We start from the raw sequence: 15,525 nt of genomic DNA, 5'->3' as shown, positions 1-15,525 counted from the left end.
AGCGCTCCGGCCCTCTACACGCCCCCCCATGCCCCGCCTCCCCGCTACCGCCCTCGCCGTCCTCCTCGCCGCCCTGTCCGGGTGCTTCTCGCTCGGGGAGAGGCTCACCGTCGACGACGTGTCGAGGACGTACACGCTCACCGACCTCTCCTTCCGGCCCTACGGCTCGGCCCTGGACGCGGTCAACCTGCTCGAGCGGGTCGACGCGTCGGCGACCGACCTCGAGCTGTTCGCCAACGAGCAGGTCTCGCTCCGCTACGAGCTCCGGGGCGAGGACGACCGGCTCCGGATCGGGGGCACTTACTCGCTCAAAGGCGACCGCGTCCGCTTGCGGTTCGACCGCGACGCCCGCAAGGTGCTCGACGGCCTCCTCCTGCCGCGGTCGATCGAACTCACGGGGCAGGACGGGGGCGCCACGCTGGTCGGCCGGATCGACCGGGAGGAGGTGGACGTCTCCAAGTTTTCCGACGACTACGAGGGGATCGAGGAGGTGGACGGCGTCCTGTACGTCCGCCTCGTGGAGCGCCGGGGCCGGTAGACCCGCCGGGCGGGGCGGAGCGCCGGAGCTTGCGTAGTCTCTGCCGCCCCGCTCCCCCGCCCCGCCCGCATGTCCCCGCTGCAAGTCCCCGACACGCTGGCCGCCGCGTCCGACGCCGACACGTTGTTCGAGGGGGCCGTCGCCGTCGACTCCATCATCACCGCGGGCGACCTCGCGCCGGAGGCCGACACGGCCGCGGTGACGGCGGCCGAGGCCACGGGCGAGGCCGTGGGCCAGGTCCAGGAGATGCTCAACGGTGTCGTCGAGGCGCTGCCCCGCCTCGCCGTCGCGCTCGTCGTGTTCGCGCTGATCTGGCTGGTCGCCAGCGGCGTCCGCCGGGTCATCCACCGGGCGACGCCGGGGCCGCGGAACTCGAATATCGGGATCGTCCTCGGGCGGCTGGCCTACGCGGTCCTCCTCATCATCGGGGTGCTCGTCGGGCTCGTCATCGTCTTCCCCACGTTCACGTTCGGGAGCCTGTTCGGCGCGCTCGGCATCGGCGGGGTGGCGCTGGGGTTCGCGTTCCAGGACATCTTCCAGAACCTGCTGGCGGGCATCCTCCTCCTGCTCCGCGAGCCGTTCCGCCAGGGCGACGAGATCACGTCGGGCGAGTACACCGGCGTCGTCGAGGCCATCGAGACGCGGGCCACGTTCATCTCGACGTACGACGGACGCCGCGTGATCATCCCGAACTCCCAGATCTACTCCGACCCCGTCCAGGTGATTACGGCCTACGACATGCTGCGGAGCGAGTACGACGTCGGCATCGGCTACGGCGACGACATCGAGGAAGCCAAGCGGATCGCGCTCGCGGCCGTCCAGGGCGTCGAGGGCGTCCTCGCGGACCCCGGCCCGGACGTGCTCACGTGGGACCTCGCGGGCTCGTCGGTGAACCTCCGTGTGCGGTGGTGGAGCCAGCCCAAGCGGAGCAGCGTCGTGGTCATCCGCGACCGGGTGCTGGTGCAGGTGAGCCGGGCGCTGCTCGCGGCCGGCATCGACCTCCCGTTCCCGACCCAGCAGATCCTGTTCCACGACCAGACCGAGGAGACGGACGGCGACCGCACGCGGCAGCGCGAGGGGTGGCCCGCCCCGAAGGGCGGCTCGGCCCCGGACCCGGCCCGCATCGGGCTGGCGATCGCGGCGGCCGGCGGCGACGGCGTGGACGACGACCGCTCCGCCCCGGACGGGGCGGGCGGGGCGGACGACACGCCGCCGGCTGTGGCCTAGCGCCCTCCGGGGTACGAGCGGTAGGTACGGGGTACCGGGTACGGGGTACGGCCCGGGGCGGGGTGGCGCCGCGTGTGGGCGGGGTGGAGACCGCCCCGCCCACGACGGGCGGACCGGGCGGGGTGGAGACCGCCCCGCCCCAAACGGCGTGACGCAGAAGGTGGGGCGAGGCGCCGCGCGTGGGCGGGGCAGGTCGGGCGGGGCGGGCTGGTAGGGACACCACGCGTGGTGTCCACGTGGGGACGGGCCGCCATCCGTCCCGGACACGGCGAGCCGTGTCCCTACGAGAACCCGGCGGGGCGGGGCGGCCTGCGCCCGCCCGTCACAGGCCGCGCGCGCGGTCGGCCTCGACGCGCTCGCGCAGCGCCTCGAACGTGTCGCCGCCGTAGCGCTCGACGAGGGCGACGGCGATCTCCCACGCGACGACGGCCTCGGCGACCGTGCTCGCGGCCGGCACGCTCGTCACGTCGCTCCGCTCGTACCGCGTCGGCTGGGCCTCGCCCGTCTCCAGGTCGGCGGTCCCTAGCGGCTTGATGAGCGTCGGGATCGGCTTCATGGTCCCGCGCACGACGATGGGCATCCCGTTCGAGATGCCGCCCTCCACCCCGCCCGCGTGGTTCGTCTCGCGCGACCAGCGGTCGCCGTCGCGCGTGATCGGGTCGTGGACCTCGGAGCCGGGGCGCCGCCCCGCCCGCCACCCGTCGCCGACCTCGACGGCCTTTTGGGCCTGGATGGAGAGGACGGCCCCGGCGAGCCGGCCGCCCAGCCGGCGGTCGCCCTGGGCGTAGCTCCCCAGCCCGACCGGGACGCCGGTGGCGACGACCTCGTAGACGCCACCCAGCGTGTCGCCGGCCTTCTTGGTCGCCTTGACGTGCTCGACGGCGGCGTCGGAGAGGTCGGCGTCGAGCATCCGCACGGGCGACGTGTCGGCCTCGGCGTAGAGCGCGCGGGCGCCGCCGTCGGCGAGGAGCGCATCGCGGCGCTCGGCCCACGCCTCCGGGTCGTCCGACCCCACCCCGCCCAGGCGGACGACGTGGCTGCCGACCTCGACGCCGAGCGCGCGGAGCATCTGCCGCGCGACGGAGCAGCACGCGACGCGCATAGCCGTCTCGCGCGCCGACGACCGATCGATGACGGGGCGGACGTCCGGCCCGCGCGGCGGCCGGTCGAACCCGTACTTCTGGGCGCCCGCGAGGTCAGCGTGGCCGGGGCGCGGCAGCGTGACCGGCTCGACGCCCTCGCCCGTGCCCCCGACGGCCATCGTCTCGGGCCACCCCGCCCGGTCCTTCTCGTAGGCCGCGTTCGGGAGCAGGAGCGCGACCGGGCTCCCCATCGTGTGCGAAAAGCGGACGCCGCCGAGGACCTGGACCTGGTCCTGCTCGACCTTCGCGCGCCCACCCCGCCCGAACCCGAGCCACCGCCGCGCGAGGTGCTCGTCGATGTCGCCGGGCGTGAGCGGGACGCCGGCCGGCATCCCCTCGACGATGCCGACGAGCGACGGGCCGTGCGACTCGCCGGCGGTGAGGTAGCGGAGCATGGGGTACGGGGTACGGGGTACGGGGTACGGTAAGATGCGGGCGGGGCGGGGCGGGCGCCGGGGAAACGGCGGGAAGCACGGGCGGGGCGGGACAGCGCGGGCGGGGCGGTCCCGGGCTGGGGTTAGGTTCGACGGCCGCCCCGCCCGCCACCCGCTCCGTCCGCCCTCTGAACCGCCCCGCCCATGCGCCTCGCTAGCCTGCTCGCCGTCCTCGTCCTGTCTGTCGCCGCGGCGCAACCGCAGGTCGCCGCCGCGCAACCGGCCGTCCCGCTCGCCATCGACTACGCCGTCGAGGGGACGGCCTCGTACGACCCGGCCGTGCCGACGCCCGGCGAGGTGCTGGGCTTCACGATCGGCGAGCGGCACACGCGGCCCGAGGAGGTCGTCCGCTACGTCGAGGCCGTCGCGGCGGCGTCGCCGCGCGTCGAGGTCGGGTTCCACGGCGAGACCTACGAGGGGCGGCGGCTGGTCCACGCCGTCGTGTCGTCGCCGGCGAACCTGGCGCGGATCGGCGAGATCCAGGCCCAGAACGTCCGGCTGAGCGAGGCGCCCGGGTCCGTCTCCGACGCCGAGCTCGCGCGGATGCCGGCCGTCGTCTACCAGGGCTACTCGGTCCACGGCGACGAGGCGACGGGCACCGAGGCCGCGCTCGTCTACCTCTACCACCTCGCCGCCGGGCAGGGCGGGGTGGCGGAGCTGCTGGACGACGCCGTCGTGCTCATCGACCCGATGCTGAACCCGGACGGCCGCGACCGCTTCGTCGACTGGGCGAACGGGAACCGGGGCGGCGTCGTCGTCGCCGACGACCAGGACCGCGAGCACAACCAGCCGTGGCCGCGCGGGCGGACGAACCACTACCTGTTCGACCTCAACCGCGACTGGCTCCCGACGGAGCTCGCGGAGAGCCGCGGGCGCATGGCGTGGTGGCACACGTGGCGCCCGCAGGTCTCGACCGACCACCACGAGATGGGCGGGGAGGCCACGTTCTTTTTCCAGCCCGGCATCCCGTCGCGCAACAACCCGAACACGCCCCAGACCACGCTCGACCTCACGGCCGACATCGCCGACTACCACGCGGCCGAGCTCGACCGGATCGGGTCGCTGTACTACTCGCGCGAGAGCTTCGACGACTTCTACTACGGCAAGGGCTCGACGTACCCCGACGTGAACGGGGCCGTGGGCATCCTGTTCGAGCAGGCGTCGAGCCGGGCGCTCGAAGTGGAGACGGAGCAGAACGGGCTCTTGACCTACGCCTTCGGCGTCCGCAACCAGCTCGCCACGTCGGTCTCGACGCTCCGGGCGGCGGTCGCCCTCCGCGAGCGGCTGCTCCGCAACGCGCGCGACTTCTACCGTGACGGGCTGGACGACGGCGCCTACGTGATCGCGCTCGACCGGCGCCGGACGCGGGCGCAGGCGCTCGCGCAGGCGCTCCAGCGGAGCCGCGTCCGCGTCTACCGCTCGGCCCGCGAGGTCGAGGTGGCGGGGCGGCGCGTGCCGGCCGGCGAGGCGCTTGTGGTCCCGCTCGACCAGCCGCAGGGCCGGCTCGTGCGCGCGGCCATGGAGCGGACGCTGGAGTACGGCGACAGCCTGTTCTACGACGTCTCGACGTGGACCTTCCCGCTCGCCTACGGCGCCGACGTGGCCGAGGTGGACCGGGCCGGCGGCCTCGCGGGCGAGCCGGTCGAGGTTGCTTTCGACGGCGGCCGCCTGGTGGGCGGGGCGGCGCGCACGGCGTACCTCGTCCGGTGGGACCGCTACTTCGCGCCGCGCACGCTCCGCCGGCTCCAGGACGCGGGCGTCCGCGTGCGCCTCGCGACGAGCCCGTTCTCGGCGGCCGCGGGCGGGGTGGCGCGCGACTTCGAGGCCGGCACGCTCGTGGTCCCGGTCCAGAACGCCGGCGCGCCGGCCGACTCGGTCCACGCCATCGTGCGGCGGGCGGTCGCCGAGGACCACGTCGAGGCGTTCGCGCTCGCGAGCGGCTACACGCCGACGGGCAACGACCTGGGCAGCCGCGAGTGGCCCGTGCTCCGCCCCGCCCGCGTGGCGCTCCTGGCCGGGCCGGGCGCGAGCCCGTACGGGGCCGGCGAGGCGTGGCACCTCTTGAGCGAGCGGTTCGGGCAGCGCGTGTCGCTGCTGGAGCCCGAGGACGTCGGCCGCGCCGACCTCGACCGCTACACGGTCCTCGTGATGGCCGACGGCTCCTACGCCCCCATCGACTCGGCGGCGACGGCGCGCGTGGAGGCGTGGGTCCGCGACGGCGGCACGCTCGTCGCGACCGAGGGCGGGGCGCGGTGGGCGGCCCGCGCCGGGCTCCTGGGCGCCGAGCCCCGCCCCGCCCCGCCCGATTCGACGGACTACCTCTACGCCGACCGCGACGCGGCGCGCGGGGCGCAGGCCGTCGGCGGCTCCATCTTCGACGTAGCCCTCGACCCGACGCACCCGCTGGCCTACGGCTACGGCGACCGCGTGGCCGTCTTCAAGGGCGACGCGGCCCTCTTCGAGCCCGGCGAGGGCGGGGCGGGCGTGGACGTCGGCGTGTTTACGGACGAGCCGGTCCTGAGCGGCTACATCTCTGGCCGCAACCTGGAGCGCCTGCCGGGCGCGGCGGCCCTCAAGGCGCGGCGCGTCGGGCGGGGCGGCGTCGCGCTCCTGGACTTCGATCCGGCCTTCCGCGCGTTCTGGCGGGGCACGGACGGGCTCCTCCTCAACGCGGTCTACCTGGGCGGGGCGTTCTGAGGGCGGGGCGGCCCTACGTTGCAAGGAGTTCAGCCCCGTATCGACATGACCGTCGCGCTCGCCGCCCTCCTCCTCGCCGCCCCGCCCGATTCGTCGCTCGGGTTGCGGAACCTCCACCAGCAGATGCTCGCCGTCGAGGTGTGGCAGGCGCTCGACGCAGCGGGCGAGACGCCCGAGGACCCGGTGCAGTTCGTGCAGCTTCTGGCAGACCGTTGGGACGAGCAGATGGCTGAGCAGCCTGCGGCCTACCGGCGGTGGGGCACGTACCCGTCGATGTGGGCCGTCCTCGAGATGTACGGGCAGGACACGACGACCGCCAGCCAGTGCCGGGTGTGGGAGCGGTTCGCCGTGCCGGCCTTCGCCGGCGATGCGGACGACCTCGCCGCCTCCTCGCCCTCGCTCGACCGAGCGGCACTCTTCTTCCGGCCCAACCTCGACTGGGCGTACAACGCGAGCTTGAGGGGGTGCGTCCTCTCCGCTGACGCCTGGGAGCGACTCGTACGCGCGCTCCGGCTCTACGTCGAGGCCGCAGACGCCTACCTCGCGAGCGACTTGGCAGACGGCGACCCCGACTCCGGCCCTGACGAGGCCTACGTCGCTGGCCTCCGGGCGACGGCCACACGCTACCTCGACGAGGCGCAGGTCGAGCAGGCGCTTCGGGACGGGGACCTCGCCGACGCGCTCGTGGGGCTCGTGACTTGGGTCGGAGTTGGCCGGACGCCCTACGGCGCTGACGCCCTCGGCCGCCGCCTCGCGCTTGCCTATGTCGGACGAGGCGAGACCGGCCAGGCGCTTGCCATCTACGACCTGCTCGGGCGCGCGCTCTCCGATGAGATCCTCCCCACCGAACGCCTCGCCGCGTGGTACGTCGAGGGCGGGGCGGAGCCCGACCGGATTGACCGCGTCCGCCCCGCCACGTCGACTCTCCTCGTCCCGTCGAGCGAAACGGCCGACCTCTCCGGGACGTTTGATCGCGTCGGGGCCGCGGGATCGCTCGACCTCGCGTCGGTCCGGGGCGGGTTGGTCCTGCTCGATTTCTGGTCCATCGGCTGCGGCCCGTGCATCGAGGAGATCCCAACGCTCAACCGACTCGACGAGACGTACGGGGACCGGCTCACCATCGTCAGCGTCAACAACGACGTCGTTTATGACACCCCGCTCGACGCCGTCCGCGAGACGATCGGGCAGTACGGGCTGGAGACGACGGTCGTGACGGACACGGAGGACGGCGTGCTCACGGAGCGGTTCGACGTGGTGGGGTGGCCGCTGTACCTCCTCGTCGACCCATCGAGTCGCGTGCTGGTCGAGTCGCGGGAAGGCCGCCGAAACCTCTCGCTGAGCGAGGTCGAGGCGTACGTTCGGGCGCTCCCCGTCCGACCGTAGCCACCCCGCCCATGCGCCTCCGCCCCGCCCTCCTCCTCGCCGCCCTCGCCGTCGGCGGGTGCCAGTCGGCCGCCGAGGTCCAAGACGCCGCCCCGCCCCCGGCGGCCGAGCGCGCGGGCGGGGCGGTCTCGGCCGCCGACGTGTCATTCGCCGTCGGGTTCGACCACACGGCGCTCCACGTGGCCGACCTCGGGCGGAGCGTGGCGTTCTACGAGCGGCTGTTCGGGCTGGAGGAGATCGCCGCGCCCGGCGACCCGGCCGTCATCCGGTGGCTGTCGCTGGGCGGCACCGACCAGCTCCACCTGATCCACTACGGCGAGGGCTTCGTCGAGCCCACGCGGGCCGTCCACTTCGCGCTCCGCGTGTCGGACCTGGACGCGCTCATCGCCCGCGTGCAGGCGCTCGACGTGCCGTACTCGGACTGGCCCGGCGTGGCCGGCGCCGTCAGCACGCGGGGCGACGGCGTCCGCCAGATCTACGTCCAGGACCCCGACGGCTACTGGATCGAGGTCAACGACGTGGCGGGCTGAGGGCGGGGCGGGCGTACGTTGGCGGCCCACCACCCCGCCCTCCGGGCTCGCCGTGACCGTCCGCCGCCCCGCCCTCGTCCTCGCCGCCCTCGCCGGCCTCCTCGCCCTCGGCGCCTGCGGAACGGCCCGACCAGACCGACCTCAGGACGGCGCGGCCACCGACGCCGCCGTGCGCGTCATGAGCTTCAACCTGCGGCTCCACCTCGCGTCCGACAGCGCTAACGCGTGGCCGCACCGCCGCGACGCCGCGGCCGCCATCGTGGGCGGGGCGGACCTCGCCGGCGTGCAGGAGGCGACGCCCGCCATGCTCGACGACCTCGACGCGCGCCTCCCCGGCTTCGCCCGGATCGGCGTCGGCCGCGAGGCGGACGGCGGCGGCGAGCAGAGCGCGCTCCTCTACCGCGCCGACCGCTTCGAGGTGCTGGACTCGGGCACGTTCTGGCTCTCGCCCACGCCCGACGTCCCGGGCAGCGTGGGCTGGGACGCCGCGCTCCCACGCATCGCGACCTGGGCGCGGCTCCGCGACCGGCGGGGCGGGGCGGCGCTCGTCGCCGTGAACACGCACTTCGATCACGTCGGCGAGACCGCCCGGCGCGAGAGCGCGCGCCTGCTCGTGGAGCGCGCCCGCGCGCTCGCGGGCGACGGCCCGCTCGTGGTCACCGGCGACGTGAACGCGGCCGACACCTCGGCCGTCTACCGCACGCTCACGGCCGACTTCCGCGACGCCCGCCTCGTGTCGGAGGCGCCGGCGACGGGACCGACCGCGACGTGGACCGACTTTGGCCGCGCGACGGACGACCGGCGGATCGACTTCGTCTTCGTCAGCGGCCCCGTCCGCGTGCTCCGCGCGGCGACCGACGACCGGACGATCGGCGACGTCGCGGGGACGGACAGCCGGCGTCTCCCCTCGGACCACACCCCGGTGACGGCGACGCTCGTCCTGGACGCGCCGTAAGAGCGCCGCGGGTCCTCCACCCCGCCCCGCGAGTTGCGGGCGGGGCGGGCGCAAGGCCTGGGCGGACCCGGCGGGCGGGGCGGCCGTACACCGACGCCATCCCGCCCCCGCCACCATGACCCGCGTCTACAGCACCCCGAACGCCCCGGTCGCCCACCTCGTCCGCCACGCGCTGGAGGCCGAGGGCATCGGCGCCGAGGTCCGCGGCGAGACGCGGGCGGCGTTCGTGGGCGAGATCCCGCCCATCGAGGCGTGGGTCGAGGTCTGGGTCCCGGACGACGAGGCGCTCGCCTCGGCTGAGACCGTCCGCAGCTTCGTCGACGAGGGGCCGGACGCGAAGCCGTGGACGTGTGGGTGCGGCGAGACCGTCGAGGGCCAGTTCGGCGTGTGCTGGTCGTGCGGGGAGCCGGCGCCGGGGCCGATCGAGGCGGCCTAGCCCGCCCCGCCCGCGTCCGCCCCGCCCGCGAGGTCGGCGGCGAGGAGGCCGAGGACGACGCTGTCCTTCCACGTCCCGAACGTGAACCACCGCTCGCGGAGGACGCCCTCGCGGCGGAACCCGAGCCGCTCCAGGAGCCGGAGCGACGCCGCGTTCTCGGGGTCCACGTCGGCCTCGACGCGGTGCAGGTCCATCGCGCCGACCGCGAACCGGAGCGCCGTGCGGACGGCGTCGGTCGCCAGGCCGCGCCCGGCGTAGGCGGGGTGGAGGATGAACCCGACCTCGGCGCGGCGGTGCTCGCGGTCCCAGTCCACGAGCGTGACCGTCCCCACGAGCCGGTCGTCGGGCGGCTCGGTGACGGCCCACTGGAACAGCCGCCGCTCGCGCCACCCCGCCCCGATGCCGTCGACGTAGGCGCGCGCGGCGTCGAGGTCGGCGAGCGGCCCGTGGCTCCAGTAGCGGAGGTGGCCGGCGTCGCCGAACACGGCGAGCACGTCGGCGGCGTCGGCCGGCCGCGGCGCCCGCAGGCGGACGCGGTCGCCGTCGAGCGGGGGGAGCCCGTCCGCGAACGGATCGGGGCCGGGGGGCGGGGCGGGGCCGCGGCCTCTCATGGGCGGGGTGGGCGGAGGGCCGGCGAACCTACCGCCGGTAGCCGCTCCGCCCGGAGCACGCGGCGCGCGGCGCGAGCGGGGCGGCAGAGTATCCTGTGCCCCCACCCCGCCCCGTCCGCCATGCTCCGCCCCGCCGCCGCCCTCGGACTCGCCCTGCTCGCCCTGCCCGTGACCGCCCAAGACGCCGCCCCGCCCCGCCCGGATAGCGACCCGTTCCTCTGGCTCGAAGACGTCGAGGGCGACTCGGCGCTCGCCTGGGTCGAGGCCCGCAACGCCGAGACGCTCGACCACTACCGGGCCGGCCCGGACTACGGCCCGATCTACGACCGGACCCTCGAACTCCTCACGGCCACCGACCGCGTGCCCTTCCCGTCCATCCGCGGCGACTGGCTGTACAACTTCTGGACCGACGACGACAACCCGCGCGGCCTGTGGCGGCGGACGTCGTGGGACGACTACCTGGGCGGCGACCCCACGTGGGAGACGCTCCTCGACGTCGACGCCCTGGGCGAGGCCGAGGGCGTGAACTGGGCCTACAAGGGAGCGTCGTGCCTCGAGCCCGAGGGCCGGCGCTGCCTCGTCCGCCTGTCGCGGGGCGGGGCGGACGCGGTCGAGACGCGCGAGTTCGACGTCGAGGACAAGGCGTTCGTGAACGGCGGCTTTCTTCTTCCCGAGGCCAAGGGCGCGACGGCCTGGATCGACGAGGACGAGGTGCTCGTCGCGACCGACTTCGGCGACGGCTCGATGACGACGTCGGGCTACCCGCGCGTCGTCAAGCGGTGGCGGCGGGGGACGCCGCTGGCCAGCGCCGAGACGGTCTACGAGGGCGAGCCGGACGACGTCGGCGTGTGGGCCGCGTCGTTCCGGCGGGGCGGCGAGACGGTCCCGGTCGTCGTCCGCCGGCCCAGCTTTTTCGAGGGCGAGACCTACGTCCTCCGCGACGGGAGCCCCGTCCTCCTGGACCTCCCGGCCGACGCCGACGCCGGATTCGTGGCCGACCGGCTGACCGTCTACCTCCGCTCCGAGTGGGAGATCGGGGGCCAGACGTACCCGCAGGGCGCGCTGCTCGGGATCGGCTACGAGGACTTCCTCGCGGGCGACCGGGACTTCGAGGTCGTCTTCGCGCCGTCGGAGCGGCAGACGGTCGAGGGCACGGCGACGACCGAGAACTACGTGCTCGTCTCGCTCCTCGACAACGTGTCCAGCGAGCTCCGCCGGTTCCGGTGGGACGGCGAGCGGTGGGACGGCGACCGGGTCGAGGCGCCGCCGCTGGGGAGCGTCGACGTGGTGAGCGCGAGCGACGACGACGACCGCTTCTTTTTCGCCTACAGCTCGTTCCTCCAGCCGACGACGCTCTACCTCGCCCAGCCCGACGGCTCGGCCGAGTCGGTCCGCTCCCTCCCCGCCCGGTTCGACGCCTCGGGGCTCGTGGTGGAGCAGCACGAGGCCACGTCGGACGACGGCACGCGCGTCCCCTACTTCCTGGTCGCCAAGGAGGGCGCCGACCTCGACGGCCAGAGCCCAACGCTGCTCTACGGCTACGGCGGGTTCGAGGTCGCCCTCACGCCGTCGTACAACGAGGTCACGGGCGCGGCGTGGCTGGAGCGGGGCGGCGTCTACGCGCTCGCCAACATCCGGGGCGGCGGCGAGTTCGGGCCGGCGTGGCACCGGGCGGCCCAGCGCGAGAACCGCCAGCGGGCGTTCGACGACTTCGTCGCCGTCGCCGAGGACCTCGTCGCGCGCGGCGTGACGTCGCCCGAGCACCTCGGCATCATGGGCGGCTCGAACGGGGGCCTCCTCGTCGGCGCGGCGATGACGCAGCGGCCCGACCTGTTCGGGGCCGTCGTCGTCGGCGTCCCGCTCCTCGACATGCGGCGGTACCACAAGCTGTTGGCCGGCGCGAGCTGGATGGCCGAGTACGGCGACCCCGACGACCCGGACGACTGGGCCTTTATCCGCGAATACAGCCCGTACCAGAACGTCGACGCGGACGCCGACTACCCGGTCCCGCTCTTCACCACGACGACGCGGGACGACCGCGTGCACCCGGGCCACGCGCGGAAGATGGCGGCGCTCATGGAGTCGCTGGGGCACCCGGTCCGCTACTTCGAGAACACCGAGGGCGGCCACGGGTCGGGCGTGACGCCGGAGCAGCGGGCGACGACGACGGCGGTGACCTACGGGTACCTCTGGGACCGGCTCCGGTAGCCGCCCCGGCGCGGGGGCGGGCGGGGTGGCCGCCCCGCCCCCACGTGGCCCGCACGAGGGCGGGGCGGTCGAGCGGGCAGCCCCGCCCGAGCGCACCCCCCGTCCGCCCGCCCACCGCTTCGCTCAAGAGCGCTCGGACTGCCCCCCTCTTCAAGGGCAGGGCTGTTAAGTTCTGTAGTTCAGCACCAAACAAGCCCTAAAATAGACGTCATCCCCGCGCAGGCGGGGATCCAGGAGGGGCGAGCGGCGCCCTCAGGACGTCCCGGCGACGACTCGGGGGCCGCGTCGAGATCCTTCGCTACGCTCAGGATGACAAAGGAGGAGAGGCTGTGTCAGAACGTACCGGCCCTGCTTGTTCAAGGGGGACAGCTTTTCGACCTGGGAGCGCAGCGACCGGCCGAAAAGCAGGGGGTGCCGAGGCGTACGGGAGCGGCTCGACGCCTCCCAGCGCCAGAGCGGGGCGGCCCGGCTCTGCCCGCCCCGCATCCCCCCCGCCCCGCCCGATTCCGCCCGGTCTCCACCCCGCCCCGGCGTGGCGCTCGGGCGGGGCGGCGTTATCGTGGCGGCCCCCGACCGCCCCGCCCCCGCCGTCCGCCCGTGGAGACCGAGCCCCGCCCGTCCAACTTCCTCCGCGACATCGTCGCCGCCGACGTCGCCGCCGGGCGTCACGGCGGGCGCGTGGTCACGCGGTTCCCGCCCGAGCCCAACGGGTACCCGCACCTGGGGCACGCCCAGTCGATCTGCCTCAACTTCGGGCTCGCCGCCGAGTTCGGCGGGGCCACCAACCTCCGCTACGACGACACGAACCCCGAGGGCGAGAGCCTGGAGTTCGCGCGCGCTCTCGAAGACGCCGTGCGGTGGCTGGGCTTCGAGCCCGCCGAGGTCCGCTTCGCGTCCGACTACTTCGAGCAGCTCTACGCCTGGGCCGTCGAGCTCGTCGACAAGGGACTGGCCTACGTCGACGGCCAGACGGACGACGAGATCCGGGCGGGGCGGGGGACCGTCACCGAGCCCGGGACGCCGTCGCCGGACCGCGACCGGCCCGCCGCCGAGAGCCTGCGCCTGCTCGACGAGATGCGCCGCGGCGAACACCCGGACGGCGCCTACGTGCTCCGCGCGCGGATCGACACGGAGCACGGGCCGATGGCGCACCCGAACATGAAGCTCCGCGACCCGATCATGTACCGGGTCCGCCGGAACGCCGGCCACTACCGGCGCGGCGACGACTGGCACGTCTACCCGCTCTACGACTGGGCGCACGGCCAGGGCGACGCCATCGAGGGCGTCACGCACTCGGTCTGCACGCTGGAGTTCGACGTCAACCGGCCGCTCTACGACTGGTACCTCGACGCCATCGGGATCGCGGAGCCGAGGAACCACCAGTACGAGTTCGCCCGGTTCAACCTGGACTACACCGTCACCAGCAAGCGCAAGCTCCGCGCGCTCGTCGAGGGCGGGGCGGTCTCGGGCTGGGACGACCCGCGGATGCCGACGATCGCGGGCCAGCGGCGGCGCGGCGTGCGCCCGCAGGCCATCCGGTCGTTTTTCGACGGGTTGGGCGTGACGAAGGTGAACGGGAGCGTCCAGTACCCGCAGTACGAGTACGCCGTCCGCGACGACCTGAACGGCGTGGCCCGGCGCGTGATGGCGGTGACCGACCCGGTCCCGCTGACGGTCGAGAACCTGGACGCGGCGGTCACGGTCGAGGCCCCCTACTGGCCCCACGACGTCACCCCGCCCGAGGGCGCGCCCCTCACGCGGGCGCTCACGCTCGGGCCGGACCTCTACGTCGAGCGCGACGACGTCTCCGTCGACCCGCCGAAGGGGTGGCGCCGGCTGGCGCCCGGCGCCGAGGTCCGCCTCCGCCACGGCTACGTCGTCCGCGTGACGGACATCGAGACCGACGACGCGGGCGGGGTAGTCGCCGTGCGGGCGACGGCCGACCTCGACACGCTCGACGCCGAGCCCGAAGGCCGCCGCGTGGCCGGCGTGGTCCACTGGGCGAATGCGGCCGACGCCCGCCCCGCCACCTTCCGCCTCTACGACCGGCTGTTCACGGTCCCCCAGCCCGGCGAGGACTTTCTGGACGAGCTCAACCCGGACTCGCTCGTCGAGCGGGGCGGCTACGTCGAGCCCAGCGTCGCCGACGACGCGCCCGACACGCGGTACCAGTTCGAGCGCCTGGGCTACTTCTGGCGGGACCCCGTCGACTCGGCGCCCGACGCGCTCGTGTTCGACCGGATCGTGGCGCTCCGCGACAGCTGGGGCAAGAAGGCGGCCCCCGCCCCGCCCCGCCCGGAGAAGGCGGCCGCCCCGGCACGGGACGCCGGCCCGCGCGACCCAGCGAGCGCGCTGACTGACGAGGAGCGCGGGCGCTACGACGTGCTCGTCGGGCGGGGCGTAGGCGAGGAGGAGGCGGCGGTCTTGGCCGCCGACGCCGACCTGCTCGCTCTGTTCGAGGAGACAGTCGCCGAGCACGACGCGCCGCGCGAGGCCGGCGCCGTGCTCGTCCACGACCTGCGGCGCGCGCTGGGCGAGGCGCCCGTCGCCACGGCCCGGGCGACGGGCGTGTCGCTGGCCGCCGTCCTCCGCATGGTCGAGGCCGGGGCGCTCACGCGCAACGCGGCCGCCGAGGCCGTCGCCGCGCTCGCCGCCGAGGGCGGGGCGGCCGAGGACGTCGTCGCGGCCCGCGGGCTGGCGGCCATCCACGACGCCGAGGCGCTGGCGCCGGCCGTCGACGCGGCCCTCGATGAGAACCCGGACGAGGTCGCGCGTTACCAAGCCGGCGAGACGAAGCTGTTCGGCTTTTTCGTGGGCCAAGCCATGCGCCGCGCGGGCAAGGGGGCGAACCCGCAGAAGGTGCAGACGCTGCTCCGCGAACGGCTGGCGTAGCCGCCCCGCCCACGGAGCGCCCGCTTATACGGCGGGCGGGGCGAGGCCTAACAGTGGGCGGCTCAGCCGCAATGGGCAGCGACCGCGAACGGTCGGAATGGCAACGTAGACGCCGAGGCCCGGACGAAGCAAGGGCGCTGGAGCCCATTGCCGGCCTGCAGCCGCAGGTTGTGCAGCTTGGCCACAAGGCTGGCTTACGAGGTAAACTGGCAACCCAAAGAGCGAAGCATATCGAACGTGTCCGTGTACGGGATGTCAAATTCATCACAGACATTCGGAATGGGTACCCGCTTTCTTATGTTGTGAATAAATTTTTCCTCCGTAATTATGGTGCAGCTGTTGGCATGAGCGTATGCGGCGAGCCAGCCGTCCGCAACAGAGGCGAACTCGGCTTTAGCAGCGTCGGAGAACTGCTTGTTTGCCTGAACCCAAGCGATCATCTGTGCATACAAGTTGGCGACCGGCTGATTTT

Annotated in this window: 12 protein-coding genes; 9 read left to right on the top strand and 3 right to left on the bottom strand. The window is 74.3% G+C overall.

The features are described 5' to 3' along the window. Window positions 1-28: 28 nt before the first annotated feature. Window positions 29-538 (top strand): hypothetical protein, encoded by a 510-nt coding sequence (locus tag RM540_RS10295; RefSeq protein ID WP_311663768.1) that lies wholly within the window; start codon window positions 29-31, stop codon window positions 536-538. A 69-nt stretch (window positions 539-607) separates the two neighbouring features. Further along, entirely contained in the window at window positions 608-1,765 is a 1,158-nt protein-coding gene (locus RM540_RS10290; protein WP_311663766.1) for a mechanosensitive ion channel family protein, read from the top strand. A 322-nt stretch (window positions 1,766-2,087) separates the two neighbouring features. Here RM540_RS10290 and aroC read toward each other — a convergent pair whose 3' ends face one another. Continuing rightward, entirely contained in the window at window positions 2,088-3,302 is a 1,215-nt protein-coding gene (aroC, locus tag RM540_RS10285; protein WP_311663764.1) for a chorismate synthase, read from the bottom strand. Between the two features lie 183 nt (window positions 3,303-3,485). Between aroC and RM540_RS10280 the strand changes: the two genes are divergently transcribed. The 5 genes from RM540_RS10280 (at window position 3,486) to RM540_RS10260 (ending at window position 9,342) form a co-directional block, all read left to right on the top strand. Then, window positions 3,486-6,038: a M14 family metallopeptidase gene (locus tag RM540_RS10280; RefSeq protein WP_311663762.1), complete on the top strand. Its 2,553-nt coding sequence runs from the start codon at window positions 3,486-3,488 to the stop codon at window positions 6,036-6,038. Window positions 6,039-6,083: 45 nt separating this feature from the next. Further along, window positions 6,084-7,421, top strand: coding sequence for a TlpA family protein disulfide reductase (locus tag RM540_RS10275; RefSeq protein WP_311663760.1), 1,338 nt, complete (start codon window positions 6,084-6,086; stop codon window positions 7,419-7,421). An 11-nt stretch (window positions 7,422-7,432) separates the two neighbouring features. After that, entirely contained in the window at window positions 7,433-7,951 is a 519-nt protein-coding gene (locus RM540_RS10270) for a VOC family protein (protein WP_311663758.1), read from the top strand. A 52-nt stretch (window positions 7,952-8,003) separates the two neighbouring features. Continuing rightward, window positions 8,004-8,906 (top strand): endonuclease/exonuclease/phosphatase family protein, encoded by a 903-nt coding sequence (locus tag RM540_RS10265; RefSeq protein WP_311663756.1) that lies wholly within the window; start codon window positions 8,004-8,006, stop codon window positions 8,904-8,906. Between the two features lie 115 nt (window positions 8,907-9,021). Next, window positions 9,022-9,342: a putative signal transducing protein gene (locus RM540_RS10260; protein ID WP_311663754.1), complete on the top strand. Its 321-nt coding sequence runs from the start codon at window positions 9,022-9,024 to the stop codon at window positions 9,340-9,342. Here the strand turns inward: RM540_RS10260 and RM540_RS10255 are convergent. Beyond that, complete coding sequence (locus RM540_RS10255) at window positions 9,339-9,953, bottom strand: GNAT family N-acetyltransferase (protein ID WP_311663752.1); 615 nt, start codon at window positions 9,951-9,953, stop codon at window positions 9,339-9,341. The two genes, RM540_RS10260 and RM540_RS10255, sit on opposite strands and share 4 nt — an antisense overlap. A gap of 120 nt (window positions 9,954-10,073) precedes the next feature. On the opposite strand from RM540_RS10255, the gene RM540_RS10250 reads away from it, so the two are divergent. Next, window positions 10,074-12,161 (top strand): prolyl oligopeptidase family serine peptidase, encoded by a 2,088-nt coding sequence (locus RM540_RS10250; RefSeq protein WP_311663750.1) that lies wholly within the window; start codon window positions 10,074-10,076, stop codon window positions 12,159-12,161. Between the two features lie 597 nt (window positions 12,162-12,758). Beyond that, complete coding sequence (locus RM540_RS10245) at window positions 12,759-15,053, top strand: glutamine--tRNA ligase/YqeY domain fusion protein (protein ID WP_311663748.1); 2,295 nt, start codon at window positions 12,759-12,761, stop codon at window positions 15,051-15,053. 194 nt (window positions 15,054-15,247) lie between these two features. On the opposite strand, the gene RM540_RS10240 is transcribed toward RM540_RS10245, so the two are convergent. Beyond that, a partial coding sequence (locus RM540_RS10240; RefSeq protein WP_311663746.1) for a DUF4411 family protein occupies window positions 15,248-15,525 on the bottom strand: 278 nt, incomplete at its 5' end.

Origin of the sequence: Rubrivirga litoralis (genome assembly GCF_031846415.1) — a bacterium.
GTDB lineage: Bacteria > Bacteroidota > Rhodothermia > Rhodothermales > Rubricoccaceae > Rubrivirga > Rubrivirga litoralis.
Note: the sequence above shows the minus strand (reverse complement) of the source record. Positions and strands in the feature narration are given on the sequence as shown.